Source organism: Cupriavidus taiwanensis, from assembly GCF_900250075.1.
Classification (GTDB): domain Bacteria; phylum Pseudomonadota; class Gammaproteobacteria; order Burkholderiales; family Burkholderiaceae; genus Cupriavidus; species Cupriavidus taiwanensis_C.
Window position 1 is genome coordinate 1,569,019 of sequence record NZ_LT977071.1, and the last position, 13,465, is coordinate 1,582,483.

At 61.5% G+C, this 13,465-nt stretch carries 11 protein-coding genes; 2 read left to right on the top strand and 9 right to left on the bottom strand.

The genetic code is table 11. The features are described from left to right. Nucleotides 1-30: 30 nt before the first annotated feature. From CBM2588_RS23440 to CBM2588_RS23450, 3 genes are read right to left on the bottom strand one after another with little or no spacing between them, the layout of a single operon-like run. Nucleotides 31-1,002, bottom strand: a complete 972-nt coding sequence (locus tag CBM2588_RS23440; protein WP_115682720.1) for an ABC transporter permease — start codon at nucleotides 1,000-1,002, stop codon at nucleotides 31-33. Continuing rightward, nucleotides 999-2,006 carry an ABC transporter permease gene (locus tag CBM2588_RS23445; protein ID WP_231942251.1) on the bottom strand — a complete coding sequence of 336 codons (1,008 nt, stop codon included), beginning with the start codon at nucleotides 2,004-2,006 and terminating at the stop codon, nucleotides 999-1,001. The genes CBM2588_RS23440 and CBM2588_RS23445 overlap by 4 nt, the downstream gene beginning before the upstream one ends. Further along, complete coding sequence (locus tag CBM2588_RS23450) at nucleotides 1,999-3,507, bottom strand: sugar ABC transporter ATP-binding protein (RefSeq protein ID WP_115682721.1); 1,509 nt, start codon at nucleotides 3,505-3,507, stop codon at nucleotides 1,999-2,001. The genes CBM2588_RS23445 and CBM2588_RS23450 overlap by 8 nt, the downstream gene beginning before the upstream one ends. Before the next feature lie 295 nt (nucleotides 3,508-3,802). Between CBM2588_RS23450 and CBM2588_RS23455 the strand changes: the two genes are divergently transcribed. Next, nucleotides 3,803-4,717, top strand: coding sequence for a LysR family transcriptional regulator (locus tag CBM2588_RS23455; protein ID WP_115682722.1), 915 nt, complete (start codon nucleotides 3,803-3,805; stop codon nucleotides 4,715-4,717). A 26-nt stretch (nucleotides 4,718-4,743) separates the two neighbouring features. On the opposite strand, the gene CBM2588_RS23460 is transcribed toward CBM2588_RS23455, so the two are convergent. From CBM2588_RS23460 to CBM2588_RS23470, 3 genes are all read right to left on the bottom strand, one after another. Further along, nucleotides 4,744-5,616 (bottom strand): NAD(P)-dependent oxidoreductase, encoded by an 873-nt coding sequence (locus CBM2588_RS23460; RefSeq protein ID WP_115682723.1) that lies wholly within the window; start codon nucleotides 5,614-5,616, stop codon nucleotides 4,744-4,746. A 34-nt stretch (nucleotides 5,617-5,650) separates the two neighbouring features. Further along, nucleotides 5,651-6,724, bottom strand: a complete 1,074-nt coding sequence (locus CBM2588_RS23465; RefSeq protein WP_115682724.1) for a maleylacetate reductase — start codon at nucleotides 6,722-6,724, stop codon at nucleotides 5,651-5,653. A 153-nt stretch (nucleotides 6,725-6,877) separates the two neighbouring features. Further along, nucleotides 6,878-7,828: a Bug family tripartite tricarboxylate transporter substrate binding protein gene (locus CBM2588_RS23470; protein WP_115682725.1), complete on the bottom strand. Its 951-nt coding sequence runs from the start codon at nucleotides 7,826-7,828 to the stop codon at nucleotides 6,878-6,880. Between the two features lie 190 nt (nucleotides 7,829-8,018). Between CBM2588_RS23470 and CBM2588_RS23475 the strand changes: the two genes are divergently transcribed. Further along, complete coding sequence (locus CBM2588_RS23475) at nucleotides 8,019-8,756, top strand: hypothetical protein (protein WP_197717971.1); 738 nt, start codon at nucleotides 8,019-8,021, stop codon at nucleotides 8,754-8,756. Between the two features lie 175 nt (nucleotides 8,757-8,931). Here the strand turns inward: CBM2588_RS23475 and CBM2588_RS23480 are convergent, their stop codons facing one another. The 3 genes from CBM2588_RS23480 to CBM2588_RS23490 are packed head-to-tail and all read right to left on the bottom strand — an operon-like array spanning nucleotide 8,932 to nucleotide 13,101. After that, nucleotides 8,932-9,966: an isopenicillin N synthase family dioxygenase gene (locus tag CBM2588_RS23480; protein ID WP_172583655.1), complete on the bottom strand. Its 1,035-nt coding sequence runs from the start codon at nucleotides 9,964-9,966 to the stop codon at nucleotides 8,932-8,934. A 55-nt stretch (nucleotides 9,967-10,021) separates the two neighbouring features. Further along, a complete protein-coding gene (locus CBM2588_RS23485) occupies nucleotides 10,022-11,758 on the bottom strand; it encodes a CocE/NonD family hydrolase (RefSeq protein WP_231942252.1) in 1,737 nt (578 codons plus the stop codon). Next, nucleotides 11,755-13,101, bottom strand: a complete 1,347-nt coding sequence (locus CBM2588_RS23490; RefSeq protein WP_115682729.1) for an MFS transporter — start codon at nucleotides 13,099-13,101, stop codon at nucleotides 11,755-11,757. The genes CBM2588_RS23485 and CBM2588_RS23490 overlap by 4 nt, the downstream gene beginning before the upstream one ends. Nucleotides 13,102-13,465 lie beyond the last annotated feature (364 nt).

A 13,465-nucleotide genomic window follows, 5' to 3' on the forward strand; every position in this document is an offset into this window, starting at 1 on the left:
CTGCTATCGGGTAAGTATTGGAATTGAAGTTCAGCGCGTACCGTTGCGGCGACGGGAAATGGTGTCGAGGAATACCGCCAGCACGACGATGACGCCAGTGAGCAGCGGCTGCCAGTTCGCGCTGATGGTCAGCAGGTTCATGCCATTGAGCACCAGCGTCAGAATGATGGCGCCGATCAGCGTGCCCGAGACCCTGCCCACGCCCCCGAACAGCGACGTCCCACCGATCAGCACCGCGGCAATGGCCGGCAAGGTCAGCGCCTCGCCGATATCGCCCTCGGCCGAGTTCAGGCGCGCGAGGAACACCAGGCTTGCAAGCCCTGCCATGGCACCGCTAACCATATAGACCAGCACCAGGCGCCGCTTGACCGGAACGCCGGACAGGCGCGCGGCGACGGGATTTGCGCCGATTGCATAGATCTCCTGTCCGAACGTGGTCTTCTGCGATACCGCCATGCCCGCAAACAGGAAGACCAGCATCAGGAATACGGGGATCGGCACCCCCAGCAAGTAGCCGCTGCCAATGGCACGGAACGCCGGCGAGAATCCGTGAATCGTTTCACCGGCCATGAACCAGTATGTGAGTCCGTGGAGTACCCACAGCATGCCGTAGGTGGCGATAAACGGTGGAATCCGCAGGGCGGCCACCAGCACGCCATTGGCAAGCCCGATCAGCATGCCGCAGCCAAGGCCGACCCCGACCCCGAGCAGCGTGGAGCCGGTAGCCTTCATGACACTTGCCGCCAGGCAGGCAGACATTGCGACATTCGCACCAACCGACAGATCGAGTCCCCCGGTCAGGATCACCAGGGTGAGGCCCGAGGCGAGCAGGAACAGCAGGCTGGCCTGGCGCAGCACATTGAGCAGGTTCCCGGTTGTCAGGAACGCATCCGATGCGATGGCCAGCAAGGCACAGAGCAGGCCGAGCGCCCCGAGCCGGTACGCGAATGAACGGGCATCGGCGGAAAGCGCAAAGCGCGGCGTGAGCGCGTGGGTGTTCATGCCTTCTCCTTATTCTTGTACGACTCGATCAGCAGGACCACGAGGACGAGCAGCCCGATGGCGGCAACTTGCACCGCGGAGGGCACGCCGAGCAGATTGAGCCCGTTGCGCAGCACACCCACGGTCAGCACACCGAGAAGCGTGCCGGGCAGCCAGCCATTGCCGCGATCGAAGGTGGTACCACCCACCGCCACCGCCGCGATGGCATCGAACTCGAGCCCGATGGCAGCGGTCGGATGCCCGGCGTTCATCCGCGCAGTTAGCAGCAATGCTGCGAGACCTGCCATCAGCCCGCCCAGGGCATAGACCGCGATCAGGTAGCGATTGACGCGAACGCCGGCAAACTTGAGTGCTTCGCGATTGCCACCCAGGGCAAAGACATAAGCTCCGAATCGGGAGCGGTAAAGCAGCCAATGGAACAGGCCGTAGCAGGTTGCGGCAATCCAGAGCGGGATCGGGATACCGAGCCACGCGCCGGCATAGATCGCCGGAATCGTGTCGCCGATGCCGACGACGCTCTGGCCGTCGGTCATCACCAATGCGAACCCTTGCGCCACACCGAGGGTGCCAAGCGTTGCCACGAATGGCGGCATGCCAAGCCACGCAACCAGTCCGCCATTGAGCAGCCCAAACGCGACGCCCACACCCAGGGCGGCCGCCAGGGCGAGGCCGACCGAACCTGTGCCAATCACAACCGTTGCCAGCACCACGCCGCATAGCGTCAGCACCGCGCCGATCGAAAGATCGAGTCCCTCCGTCATGATGATCAGCGTCATCGGCAAGGCAACCAGCAGCAAGATCGTGGATTGAGTGCCGACGTTGAGCAGATTGGCGACACTCAGGAAGCCCTGGCCGGCCACGCTGAACGCGAGCACCAGCAGAAGCAGCACCCAGGCCGAGCCTGGTACGCGCGCCAGCGCGGGGGTGAGCAAGCTGACAGGCGATGCAGCGGGCGGTCGCGACATGGCGTGCGACAACATTTGGGTATCAGGCGTATCAGACATCGTTCATCCCCAGTTGCAGAATGCTTTCCTCACTCATCTGGCCGTGCGCGAGTTCGCCGGCAATCCGGCCTTCCCGCATGACATAGGTGCGGTCGCAGACATTGATGATTTCCGGCAGCTCGGAACTGATCAGCAGCACCGCAGCGCCTTGCTTCACAAGCCCGTCGATCAGCGCGAAGATCTCGGCCTTGGCGCCGACATCGATGCCGCGAGTCGGTTCGTCGAAGATAAAGAGGCGCGCCTCGGCAAGCAGCCACTTTCCGATCACGATCTTCTGCTGGTTGCCGCCCGACAGGTTCTGCGCGAGCTGGTCGCCATTGGGGGTTGCGATGCGCAGCCGCTCGATCTCCCTGGCGGACATGACCTCCGCCTTGCCATGGCGGTACCACTGCATCGGAAATGCTCGGTTCAGCCCGGCCAGCAGCAGGTTGTCGCGCACCGAGCGAATCAGCGCCAGACCTTCGGTCTTGCGGCTTTCCGGAATCAACGCCGCGCCGAGCGCCCTTGCCTTTTCGGGTCCGCCGCGCATTGCCTGGCCAAAGATCCGGATCTCGCCCTCACGGATCGGGTCCGCGCCGAACACCGCGCGCGCGACTTCGCTGCGTCCCGAACCGACCAGGCCGGCAAGGCCGACAATCTCTCCTGCGCGCACCTGGAGGCTGACGTTCTCGATGCCATTTCCCGCACTGACGTTGCGCACATCCAGCACCAGCTCGCCGGGCAGCCCGCCCCGCTCGCGGCAATAGCTCATGTCAACCTTGCGGCCCACCATGCGCGTGACGAGCTCGTCGGGCGTCGCGTCGCCGGGCAGATAGCTGCCGACCTTGCGGCCATCACGCATCACCGTAATGCGGTCGCCGAGCGCAAACACTTCGGCCATCCGGTGCGAGATATAAATTAGCGATACGCCGTCGGCCTTCAGCCGGCCGATCACATCGAACAGCCGCTCTGTTTCGCGGTCGGAGAGCGCAGCGGTCGGCTCGTCGAGCACGAGAATGCGCGCATCCTGCGACAGCGCCTTGGCGATCTCGATCATCTGCTGCTGGGCCACGCCAAGACGATGCACCGGGGTATGGGTGCTCAGATCCATGCCGAGCATGTCGAGCAGGCGACGCGCCTCGGCGTGCATCCGTTTGTGGTCGACCGAGCCGGGAAGGCGGCCGCGCGGTTCGCGTCCGAGAAAGATGTTCTGCGCGATATCGAGATACGGGACCAGCGAAAACTCCTGGAAGATCACGGCAATGCCGAGCCGCATCGTATCTGCGGGACCCGACACCTTGACCTGCCTGCCTTCATGGTAGAACTCACCCGCGTCCGCGGCATAGACGCCGCACAGGACTTTCATCAGTGAGGATTTTCCCGCTCCGTTCTCCCCCAGCAGCATATGCACCTCGCCGGGATAGACCGAGAACGAGATATCGTCCAGTGCCCTGACCCCGGGAAAGGTCTTCGAGATGCCACGCATCTCGAACAGCGGTGTGATTTCGTGGATTGTGTTCATGGTCTCCTCTTATGCGCGGTGCCCGATGGCGGAAATAGGTTCGCCTTTCCATCAGCATGTCGACAACCAGATCGCCATGCATGGCATCCATCGTGACGGGCGCAGCGCTGCGAATCGGTGTTCGCATCATGACGTTGCCTCCTTCCTCCTGCATCAGCACTAATTGTTCATTCATTGATGACTGGCTGATTGCAAAGAAGTCTATACTTTAAAAAAACAAAAAAAAAATCGCATAAGGGAAATCAATCTTCCTCGCCGCGAGAAAATTGAACGACGCAAGTGTTGGAGACGCTGCATGGATCGGTGGACGGAAATTGAGTTGTTTGTGCAGACCGCGGAATTGGGAAGCCTCACCAAGGCCGCCGAGAATCTGGAAATGTCGAATGCCGCGGCGAGCCGCCACCTGACCTCGCTCGAGCGCAGGCTGGCTGCACGCCTGATCGAGCGAAGTACGCGCCGCCTCTACCTGACGCAGGTCGGAGAGCAATTCTTCAGGCGCTGCAAGGACTTGCTTTCAGAAATGAAGGAAGCAGAGGCCGATGTCAGCGCCAACGTGCTGGAACCGGCCGGCACTCTGACTGTGACGGCATCCCTGTCGTTCTCGATGCTCCACCTGGCGCCGCTGATTCCGGAATTTACCGAGCGCTATCCGAAAGTCAGCGTGAATATCGTTGCCGCTAATCGCTATTACGACATCATGGATAGCGGTATTGATCTCGCCATTCGCACCCGCGAGTTCGAGCCTGATTCCAATCTCACCGTGCGCCGCCTGGCGCAAATGCGCCGCGTGCTGGCGGCATCGCCCCGCTATCTTGAGCGCAAGGGGATGCCTCGCACCATCGAAGATCTCGCCAGTCATGCCATGCTGATCTATTCCTATGCGAATCGCCCCAACGAACTCACCTTCAGCCGCGACGAGGTACAGCAGACCATCAATGTGCGCAGCACGCTGGAATCGAACGACGGTCAGGTACTTCGGGCCGCCGCCCTCAACGGCATGGGCATTCTTGTGCAACCGAAGTACATCGTGTACGACGACATCGTCGCCGGACGGCTCGTGCCGGTGCTGGACGACTGGGACCTGCCACGGCTCACCGTCAATATCGCGTTCCAGACCCGTACATACTTGCCCGCACGGGTTCGGCTGTTTATCGAGTTCCTGGTGGACCATTTCCACCAGATGGACTACGAACGGAAGTGGACGACCTGAACGGTTATCGCGGTCACGACCAGGAATTAGCGCTGCGGCACTCCTGCCGCTTGCCCGGCGAACTTGATCACGGCTGCGTAGTCCTCGCCAGCAAAGCCTTGCGCTGCGGCACCTTGCAGCATCTGGCCCAGCAAAGCGGTCAAGCCCATTGGCACCCGCAGGTCCGCGCCGGCGTCGAGGATCAGGCCGACATCCTTGAGCATCTGGTCAACGGTAAAGGTCGGCGCGTAGTCGTGCACCGCTAGCTGTGCGGACTTCGCCTTGACAATGGGCGATGCGACCGCACTGGCTGCAATCACTTCCCACATGGCCTTCCAGTCGAGCCCCCCCTTCTGGCCAAGCGTCAGCGCTTCCGCGAGCATCCCGGAGGTCAATGCAATCAGCAGGTTGATGACCAGCTTCATCAGGCGGGCTTGCTCCGCGTCACCGAGATAGAACTGGGTCGGGCCGACCAGCGCGAGCAAGGGCTTGACGTGCTCAAACGCCGCGGCGGGACCGGACACCATCGCGGTCAGGTTCGCCGCCTCGGCCATATGGTTGTTGCCCGACACCGTCACCCGCAGGTACGCGATATTGCGTGCCGCCAGGTGCAAGGCCGCGGCAGCCGAAGCCGCCGGAGAAATCGTGCTGGTGTCTACATAGATGGACCCTGGCGGCGCGCAGGCCGCGACTTCAGCGGATACGGCGGCAAACGCCGCGTCGTGCGGCATAGAACTGAATATCACCTGCGCCGGTGCGACAGCATCGGCAAGCGATGCCGCAATCGCGAGGCCGGCCTCACGTGCCAGTGCAAGCTGGGCTGAGGCGATATCGAACGCCACAACCTCATGCCCACCACACGCCATGTGCCGTGCCATCGGCAAGCCCATCTTTCCTGTACCCAGGAACGCTATCCTCATGCTCTCACTCCATTCTTCTCTGTCGTTCGCGTCGTCATGCCGGGCGACTACCGTCGTATGCCGCCTGCAACAATGCCCGGATCGGTTCGCGCTCAATCGGACGGGGATTCCAGTAGGGATTGGCAAGCGCCTGCTCGACTGCGACGTCGATGTCCTGGGCGCGCATGCCGATGTCGCGCAGCGCGAGCGGCGCGCCGTGTTGCCCTGCCAGGTCGTACAGCGCAGCCGCGGCGGAGGTCTGATGGTTGCCAACTGCGCGCTGGATGCGGAACATCGCCTCAGGGGCGGCCGCGGCGTTATAGGCCAGCGCATGCGGCAGCACGATGGTGTGCGTTTCCGCATGCGGCAAGTTGAAACTGCCACCCAGCGTGTGACATAGCTTGTGGTGCAGCGCCATGCCCACGCTGCCAAGTACGGTGCCACACAGCCAGGCGCCATAGAGGCATTGCGCCCGGCCCTCGAGGTTATCCGGCGTCGTCACAACGGCAGGAATGCCTGCGGCCAGGGCGCGAATGCCCTCTTCCGCCATCAATGCCATCACCGGATTGGTGTCGCGCGCATAGAGTCCTTCGGCCGCATGCGCAATGGCATTGAGCCCGCTCGTCACGGTAAGCTGTGCGGGCAGCCCGACGGTCAGCTCCGGATCGTAAAGCGTGACACGGGGCAGCACGCGCGGATTCCGCCCGGTCTTCTTCTGCCCGCCCGCAGTCAGGCCATAGATCGGTGTCATTTCGGATCCCGCATAGCTGGTCGGGATGGCGATATAGGGCAGTCCCGTCTCCAGCGCTATCGCCTTGGCCAGGCCAGTCGTGGAGCCCCCGCCGATCGCCACCGCGCCGTCGGCATCGAGCGCGCTTGCCCGCGCAACCGCCTCCTGCGCACTCTCCTCCGGAACGTGCATGACGGCGCCAGCGTGAATCCCGGCGCAACGCGAGCCAAGCAGGTCTGCGACACGCTGCGCCTCGGATCGCTGATTCGGCGTGCTGAGTACCAAAGCGCGACGCAAACCGAGGCGCTCGGCTTCCGCCGCGACCTGCCGCAGTGCGCCAGCACCAAAAACTACGCGAGCCGCGTTCGCCTCATAGACGAATGACTGGACCGGTTCCATATGTCTCCTGTTAATGCCAGATGGCACGCGGGAAATCCGTTATCGAGACCTTACACGCACGCTGGTTGCGTCGAAACGGCGCGGGCGGAAAACAGATTTCTGGAAAGTGGAAGACTTCTCGCACCGAGCGTCGGACACAACTGCAGGTCGCACTTACTCCATCTGGATACCGAGTGACGGCAGTTGCGTCTTGAACCTCACTACTTCAGACTCCAACTCCTTCGCGAACTGATCCGGGGCCATCAGCACAACGTTCGCCGCATTGATTTTCAGGCTTGCCTGGAACTCAGGCGTCTTTACAGCCTGCTGCAAAGCAGCGTAGAGCTTCTTAACGCTTTCCGGCGACATGCCTGCGGGCCCCAGCAATCCCGACCACGCGGGCACGTCAGCGCCTTTAACCCCGACTTCTTCAAAGGTCGGCACATCCGGCAAGGTCGGGGAGCGCTTCGAAGCCGAAATGGCGAGTGCACGAACCTTTCCGTCCTTGAGCAGAGGCATTGCGGTCGACTCTCCAATGAAGATCGAGTCCACTTGCCCGCCAAGGAAATCACTGACGGGAGACCGGTACGGGACGTGCAGCATCTGAACGCCTGCACCCCTCGCGAACAATGCACCTACCACGTGCGTGGTGTTGCCGATACCGAAAGAGCCAAAGGAAACCGATCCGGGTTTCGACTTCGCTGCGGCAATCAGGTCGCGCACCGTCCGGAATGGCGAGTCAGCACGAACCAGCAGGACGAAGCCGCTGCTTTGCGTGATCATGCTGATGGGTGTGAAGCTCTTGATGCTGTCGTACTGAAGCTTGGCGTGCAGCGCAGCGTTGGTCGCGTGGCCCGCGGTGGTGTACAGCAGTGTCAGCCCATCGGGCTTGGCACGAGCAACCTCTGCAGTACCGACTATGCCGCCGCCGCCCGGCCGGTTATCGACGATGTAACTTTGCCCGGTCGCCTTGCGCAATGCTTCGGCAAGCACGCGTGCGGAGGTATCGAAACTGTTTCCAACGCCAATAGGCACTACGATTCGAACGACTTGCCCCTGCGCCATGGCCGCATTGGCGGCAAACAGGCAGAAGCACGTCGCGAGGAAGATGAACTTGCGTAACATCGATGTCTCCTTTAGCCAGACCGAATATTACACTGTACAATTGACCAAGTTCAAGGAAGGGTTTCCACCATCATGCTTTAAGCTTTTTTCGCACCACAAAGCGCGCAATTGTCCACATCAGCCCGCCCGTCTTTCCATGTAACTTGGTCACTCGTACCTCTACTGAGCAGCCTCCGAAAAAAAATTTTCGATGAAAACTAAGATGCATGTCAGCCCGGCAATCCGCACGATCATCAACGGTCGCGAAATCCCTCGCCAGATGGTCCTCGAGTGGGAGCAACGCCGCGCACAGATTGTTCTGGGAAAACTGGGCGCCCGCCCTGCCAGCCTCGACCTGGCGGCCATTCGTCGACAATTGCTAGCCCTCAAGCTGGAGCTCGGCGCGGAGGGCTTGATGAAGACCTTGCGTCTTGAGTTAGGGATCTCCTCGCCCCTTGCCGAGCTGACGGCTGCCATGTCTCGCGGCTCCCGCCGCTTCTCCGTGACAGAGCTGATTGTCTCCGGGGGTACAGCAGAACATTTCGTAGACTGGTTCCAGGCGCGCACGCGGAGCAACGACGAGCTGGCGATGCTGTCGGCCGCACCAGACCACTACATGATCCGCACGGGCGCTGGTGGTATTCAAGAAGTCATCGAAACGACTGGAGGCGCGCCATTTTCCACGCGCTTCTTTATCGACTATTCCGACCTGTCGAGCCTGCGATCCCCGCCAGACCAGGCGTACCCGCACCAGATTGCCGGAGTGGCCAGAAGTGCCAAGGGCACTGCTTTAGGAGGCGTTCGCCATCAATTTCGCAACGAAGGCCAGGGCTTCAGAGCTAAACTCCTGGTCGAGTTTCCCCTGTTGATCCTGCCGCAAGTCGTTTCGGGCCATCAATGGCACCTGGCAAGTGAATTTGGGAATTGGATCGATGCGTGCTTCGCATAATGCAAGGCACTCAACCCTGCACAGACCCGCGCAATGCGCCGAGGGCACAACATCACCGTCGCATGTACCAAGGGGGTAGAAACTCGCGGGGCGGGTGCACCTGCCTGGCTTCAGATATGGCTTCGTGCTCACGCGGCCGGCGACAAGACAAAGTTTGCGCGATTGCGGGGATACCTCAAGCCTTTTTCTCGGCGTAGCCGAAGTTGCGGGCGGAGTATCCGGCATAGAAATCCGCGAACGTCAGGTCCGCGTATTTCCTCGGCTGGTCTTCACTGCAGCAGCTCGGCACGCATGAGATGACAGCATCCAGATTCGGGTAAAGGAAGAAGATGGCCGAATAGCGCTCTTCCCTGGTCGAGGCGACCACACGATGCGGGGTAGCGATAAACTGGTCATTGGACCAGGTCCGCAGGGTATCGCCTGTGTTCACCAAAATGCCACCCTCGACGATCGGCTGGTCTATCCACGTGCCGGCCGCTGTCAGAATCTGCAGCCCGGGAGCCGTGGCCGGCGGAATCATGGTGAGGAAACTCAAATCCGTGTGACCGGGCAAACCAAACTGGTTTTCCTCCGGCTTGACCACGGGATAGAAAGCGCTTCGCATCACGGAATCGCTTTTACGGAATGCCTCGTCAAAGAAGTCCGGGGACTGACCCAACGCAACCGCGACCGGCGCCAGCAGGCGCTTGGCAAGTTCGTTGAACTCCGCGTGATAGCGCAGGAACGCTTGTTTATCTTCTTCGGGCAGGGCTTCCGGCCATTGGTTATGCCCACGAAAACGCTTGCTGCCCCGGAAATCCGGGTCCGTCGGCTCAAGTTCCGGACCGAATTTGAATGCCTCCGTGGCTTGTGGCTTTACCACCTTGTCGAAGCTGTCGCCATGAATGGCGACATTCGGTGCCTGCCAGCCCGACTGGTGCTCGTTCATGCGCACCTTGATTTTTTCGGATGCGGGCAGCGTGAAGAAACTTTCCATCGCCTTGAACACCCGGTCCACGGTCGCCTGAGATGCACCGTGATTGACGATATAAAAGAAGCCGATCTCGGTACAGGCCTCGCGGATTCGCTCACCTACATTTGCGAGAGCCCCGGGAACACCCGCGAAGTACGGCCCCACGTCGATAATGGGAATCTCCTCGGTGATGGCCTGCGACTGCTGGCCTCCGACATTGACTGAAGTCACTTCCTGCCTGCGAAGAACCTTGTTCATGGGAATCCCTGTATGTAAAGCAAATGAAGCTGGGTTAATCGGTTCGTGACACGCTCTAGCGCTGCGGAACGACGGGCAGCAGGAGATACGGGACCATGTCTTCGCCTGCATGCAGCGTGGTCCGGCCTCCAAAAACGGACGGCGGCCGGTCTTCCGGATCGTCGTGCAGGAATGGCCCGCACCCCTTCATCGGGAACTTCACGTTCGACAAGTGCGTAGCTGCTCCCGCGTACTCGTAGTCCTTCCCCCGGACAGTCAAGCTGATGCGCCAGCCGGCAGGTACAACGATGCAGGTGGGCCAGATCTCAACGTCTAGCTCGACCGGCTTTCCCGGCTCAAGCGGCTGCTGCCGCCGGTGCGCATGGTAGGGGCGCCACGGCAGCGAGCGCGCCGTGTCCAGTTCCCGGTGCGATGCGCGCAACCAGCCCTGGGCCACGGGCGTGTGCGGGTCCAAGGCCCCCTGGAAGACCACTTCCTTGTCTTGCGGATCGAACAAACCGAGCACCAGAAAGATGTCCGCGTCGGTGGTCGATGAGGACACGAACAGCTTGCAGGCGAGCGGTCCGGTGATTTCCGTTTCGCCCTCGAACGGCGCGGACATGAAGCGGATGCCGTCCCCCATCGCATCGAAAGTCGCCGAAGCCGGCTCCTCGCTGCCCTCGCTCGACAGCGACTGGCGCTTCAGGTCCAGGTGCATCCTGGTCCATTGCGTGCGCCCCAGCGGCCATTCGCTTTCCGCGCGTTCGACGAACTTGTCCACATGGCGCACCTTCAGCAGGATTGGCGGGCGCTTGTTCCAGCCGTTGTCCTCGCCCTTCAGGTAATGGCCAAAGAACTGCTTCTGCAGGCCCACACCGTAGCGGGTGTAGAACGAAGTCCAGTGCTCCTCACCGTGTATCTCCAGCCATTTCTGCTTCGACCCGGCCTGGACGAAACCCTCCACGTTCCCGCGCAGATGCAGCCCCTGCCCTCCCCAGTTGGCGGCGGACAGAACCGGCACCGTGATTTCGTCCAGCCGCGCCCGGCGCCGCGCATAAAAGTCATCGTCAAACCGGTGGTCATTGGAACGGCCCGATATTTCCGCCCGGTTGGCCTTCAGTTGCGCTTCGCTGAGCGCCTCGTCGCCACACACCAGCTTGCCAGTCACCTTGCTGCGCGGCGCGCTCTCGCCCCGCCCGTACTGGACGGTCTTGACCTGAATCTCCTGCCAGTTCTTGCCAAACGTGCACAGGATGCCGCCGTGGAACGCTGACTCCCGGTAGCCGTCGCTGAAGCCCTCCCAGGGGCAGATCGCGGCCAGATGCGGCGGCCGCATCCCCGCGACAACCCATTGGTTGGCCCCGTAGTACGAGATCCCGTTCAAGCCCACCTTGCCATTCGACCAGGGCTGAACGCCGGCCCATTCGATGCACTGGTAGTAGTCGAGTGCCTCTCGCTCGGAGAAGTGGTCGATGATCCCGGGCGAGCGCCCCGCGCCGCGCGAATCCACGCGCACGACGACGTAGCCGTCCGGCACCCATTTTTCCGGGTCGGCTACCTCCCACGCCTGGTAGAGGTTCGACGAGCCCTCCAGCGCATCCGGGTAACGCGCGGCCATCAGATCCCAGGCGGTCTTGTACCCCTCCTGGAAGGACAGCCCCTTGCCATAGGGGCCATAGGTCATGATGACAGGGTACTTGCCCGGCGCAATGGGCCTGTAGACGTCGGCCCGCAGCACGGTGCCATCGTCCATCTCGATCGGTACGTCCCAATCGATGGCCATGCCGTCTCTGATTTCCGTTACTTGTGTCATAGCGCAGATACTCCTTGAACTTGATATTGAAGTTTCGGGCGCCGGGCGGCGAAGACCATGATGACGGCCGCGGCGGCATAGAGCGCGACCACCAGGAGCAGGCTGGAGGCGTTGCTGCCCGTCGAGGTTCGCAGCCAGGTGCTGATGGAGGGCGTCACCATCGGCGCGATGTTGGCGAGCGAACTCACCAGCGCGAGGCCGCTGGCCGCCTGTTCCTTCGGAAGGTACTCGCTGACGAAGGAGAAGAACAACGGTGTCATGGAAGCCGTGCCGATGGTCGCGATCGAGAGCAGCGCAATTGACTCAGCCACGCCACCGTTCAGCCAGGCGATCCCGAGCAGGCCGGCCGCGATCAGGACCACGCCGGCCACGAAATGCCATCGCCGCTCGTTGTTCCGGTCGGAGCTGCGGCTCATGAGGATCATGCCGGCGGCGCCGACGATGTTCGGGATCCCTTGCAGCAAGCCGATGTGAAACACGTCCTGCACACCCCAACTCTGGATCAGAGTCGGTACCCAGAACACCAGTACATAGACCGCGCCGAGGTACAGGAAACAGATGAACGAGAGCACATAGACCTTGGGATCGCGCAGCAGCGCCCCAAGAGCGCCCTTGTGGCTGCCTCCACCGGACCCACCGCCCCTGGCAAGTCGATCGGCCAGCAGCTTCTTCTGCTCGGAGGAGAGCCATTTGGCCTCAGCCGGCCTGTCGCTCAGGCAGAGGTAGCAGAGAAAGCCAATCAGCAGGCAGGGCGCACCATTGACAATGAACATCCACTGCCAGCCCTGGTAGCCGAGAAAGCCGTGGCCGAACTTCATCAGCGCGCCGTTGACCGGACCGATGAGGATGCCGGAGACAACCGTGGAGGTCATGAACACCGCGATGGCCCGGCCGCGCCGGGCCGGCGGGTACCAGTAGGTGAAGTAGAGAACAACGCCGGGAAAGAAGCCCGCCTCGAAAGCGCCAAGCAGGAAGCGCAGCGTATAGAACTGCCAGGGCTCCGAAACCCAGGCCATGCCGGTAGCACAAGCGCCCCAGCACAGCATGATGCGCAGGATGGTCTTGCGTGCCCCGATCCTCTCCAGCAGCATGTTGCTCGGCACCTCGAACAGGAGGTAGCCGACGAAGAACATGCCCGCGCCGAGAGCAAAGACCTGATCGCTGAAATGGAGCTCGCCCTTCATCTGAAGCTGGGCAAAACCGATGTTCACCCGGTCGATGAATGCAAAACAGTAGGCAATCAGCAGCAAGGGCAGGATGTGCCAGTTGATCTTGGAAAAGAGCGCCTTTTCCTCCGGGCTCTCAACGAGAACGTCGCTTTTCGGAACGGATATTGCTGTCATGGATAAGCTCCTACCTGGTGTTCGAGCCCGACCGCGATGGCGCACCGCGTCTCGCACTATGCACGACATTATCTGTACACTTGAACAATTAGTGTAATCGGAAGAAACCCTGTAGGCATGGAGCGACATCGGGGAAGCTACGGATGTCAGTGGGCGTTCCGTCGTGTCGACGAATCCCGATCAGCTTAGCGAGCCAAGCTAACGCGAGCTGCACTCACCGACGGGGGCCCGGTGTCGAGTGCCACGGGTGAAGGCTATATAGGCTCAGGCGGTCGGCACGTACTCGATGGAATCCCTCTCTTTTTATTGGTCACGAGTACAGTCTAAAAATTCGGCAAGGCAGGCAGATGCCGGAGATGCAGGT

Bases quoted from the DNA above. Each gene is read 5' to 3' on its own strand.
- CBM2588_RS23475 (WP_197717971.1), top strand. From the start codon at position 8,019: ATGAAAACTAAGATGCATGTCAGCCCGGCAATCCGCACGATCATCAAC.
- CBM2588_RS23450 (WP_115682721.1), bottom strand. From the start codon at position 3,507: ATGAACACAATCCACGAAATCACACCGCTGTTCGAGATGCGTGGCATC.
- CBM2588_RS23470 (WP_115682725.1), bottom strand. From the start codon at position 7,828: ATGTTACGCAAGTTCATCTTCCTCGCGACGTGCTTCTGCCTGTTTGCC.
- CBM2588_RS23490 (WP_115682729.1), bottom strand. From the start codon at position 13,101: ATGACAGCAATATCCGTTCCGAAAAGCGACGTTCTCGTTGAGAGCCCG.
- CBM2588_RS23455 (WP_115682722.1), top strand. From the start codon at position 3,803: ATGGATCGGTGGACGGAAATTGAGTTGTTTGTGCAGACCGCGGAATTG.
- CBM2588_RS23460 (WP_115682723.1), bottom strand. From the start codon at position 5,616: ATGAGGATAGCGTTCCTGGGTACAGGAAAGATGGGCTTGCCGATGGCA.
- CBM2588_RS23440 (WP_115682720.1), bottom strand. From the start codon at position 1,002: ATGAACACCCACGCGCTCACGCCGCGCTTTGCGCTTTCCGCCGATGCC.
- CBM2588_RS23485 (WP_231942252.1), bottom strand. From the start codon at position 11,758: ATGACACAAGTAACGGAAATCAGAGACGGCATGGCCATCGATTGGGAC.
- CBM2588_RS23465 (WP_115682724.1), bottom strand. From the start codon at position 6,724: ATGGAACCGGTCCAGTCATTCGTCTATGAGGCGAACGCGGCTCGCGTA.
- CBM2588_RS23480 (WP_172583655.1), bottom strand. From the start codon at position 9,966: ATGAACAAGGTTCTTCGCAGGCAGGAAGTGACTTCAGTCAATGTCGGA.
- CBM2588_RS23445 (WP_231942251.1), bottom strand. From the start codon at position 2,006: ATGTCTGATACGCCTGATACCCAAATGTTGTCGCACGCCATGTCGCGA.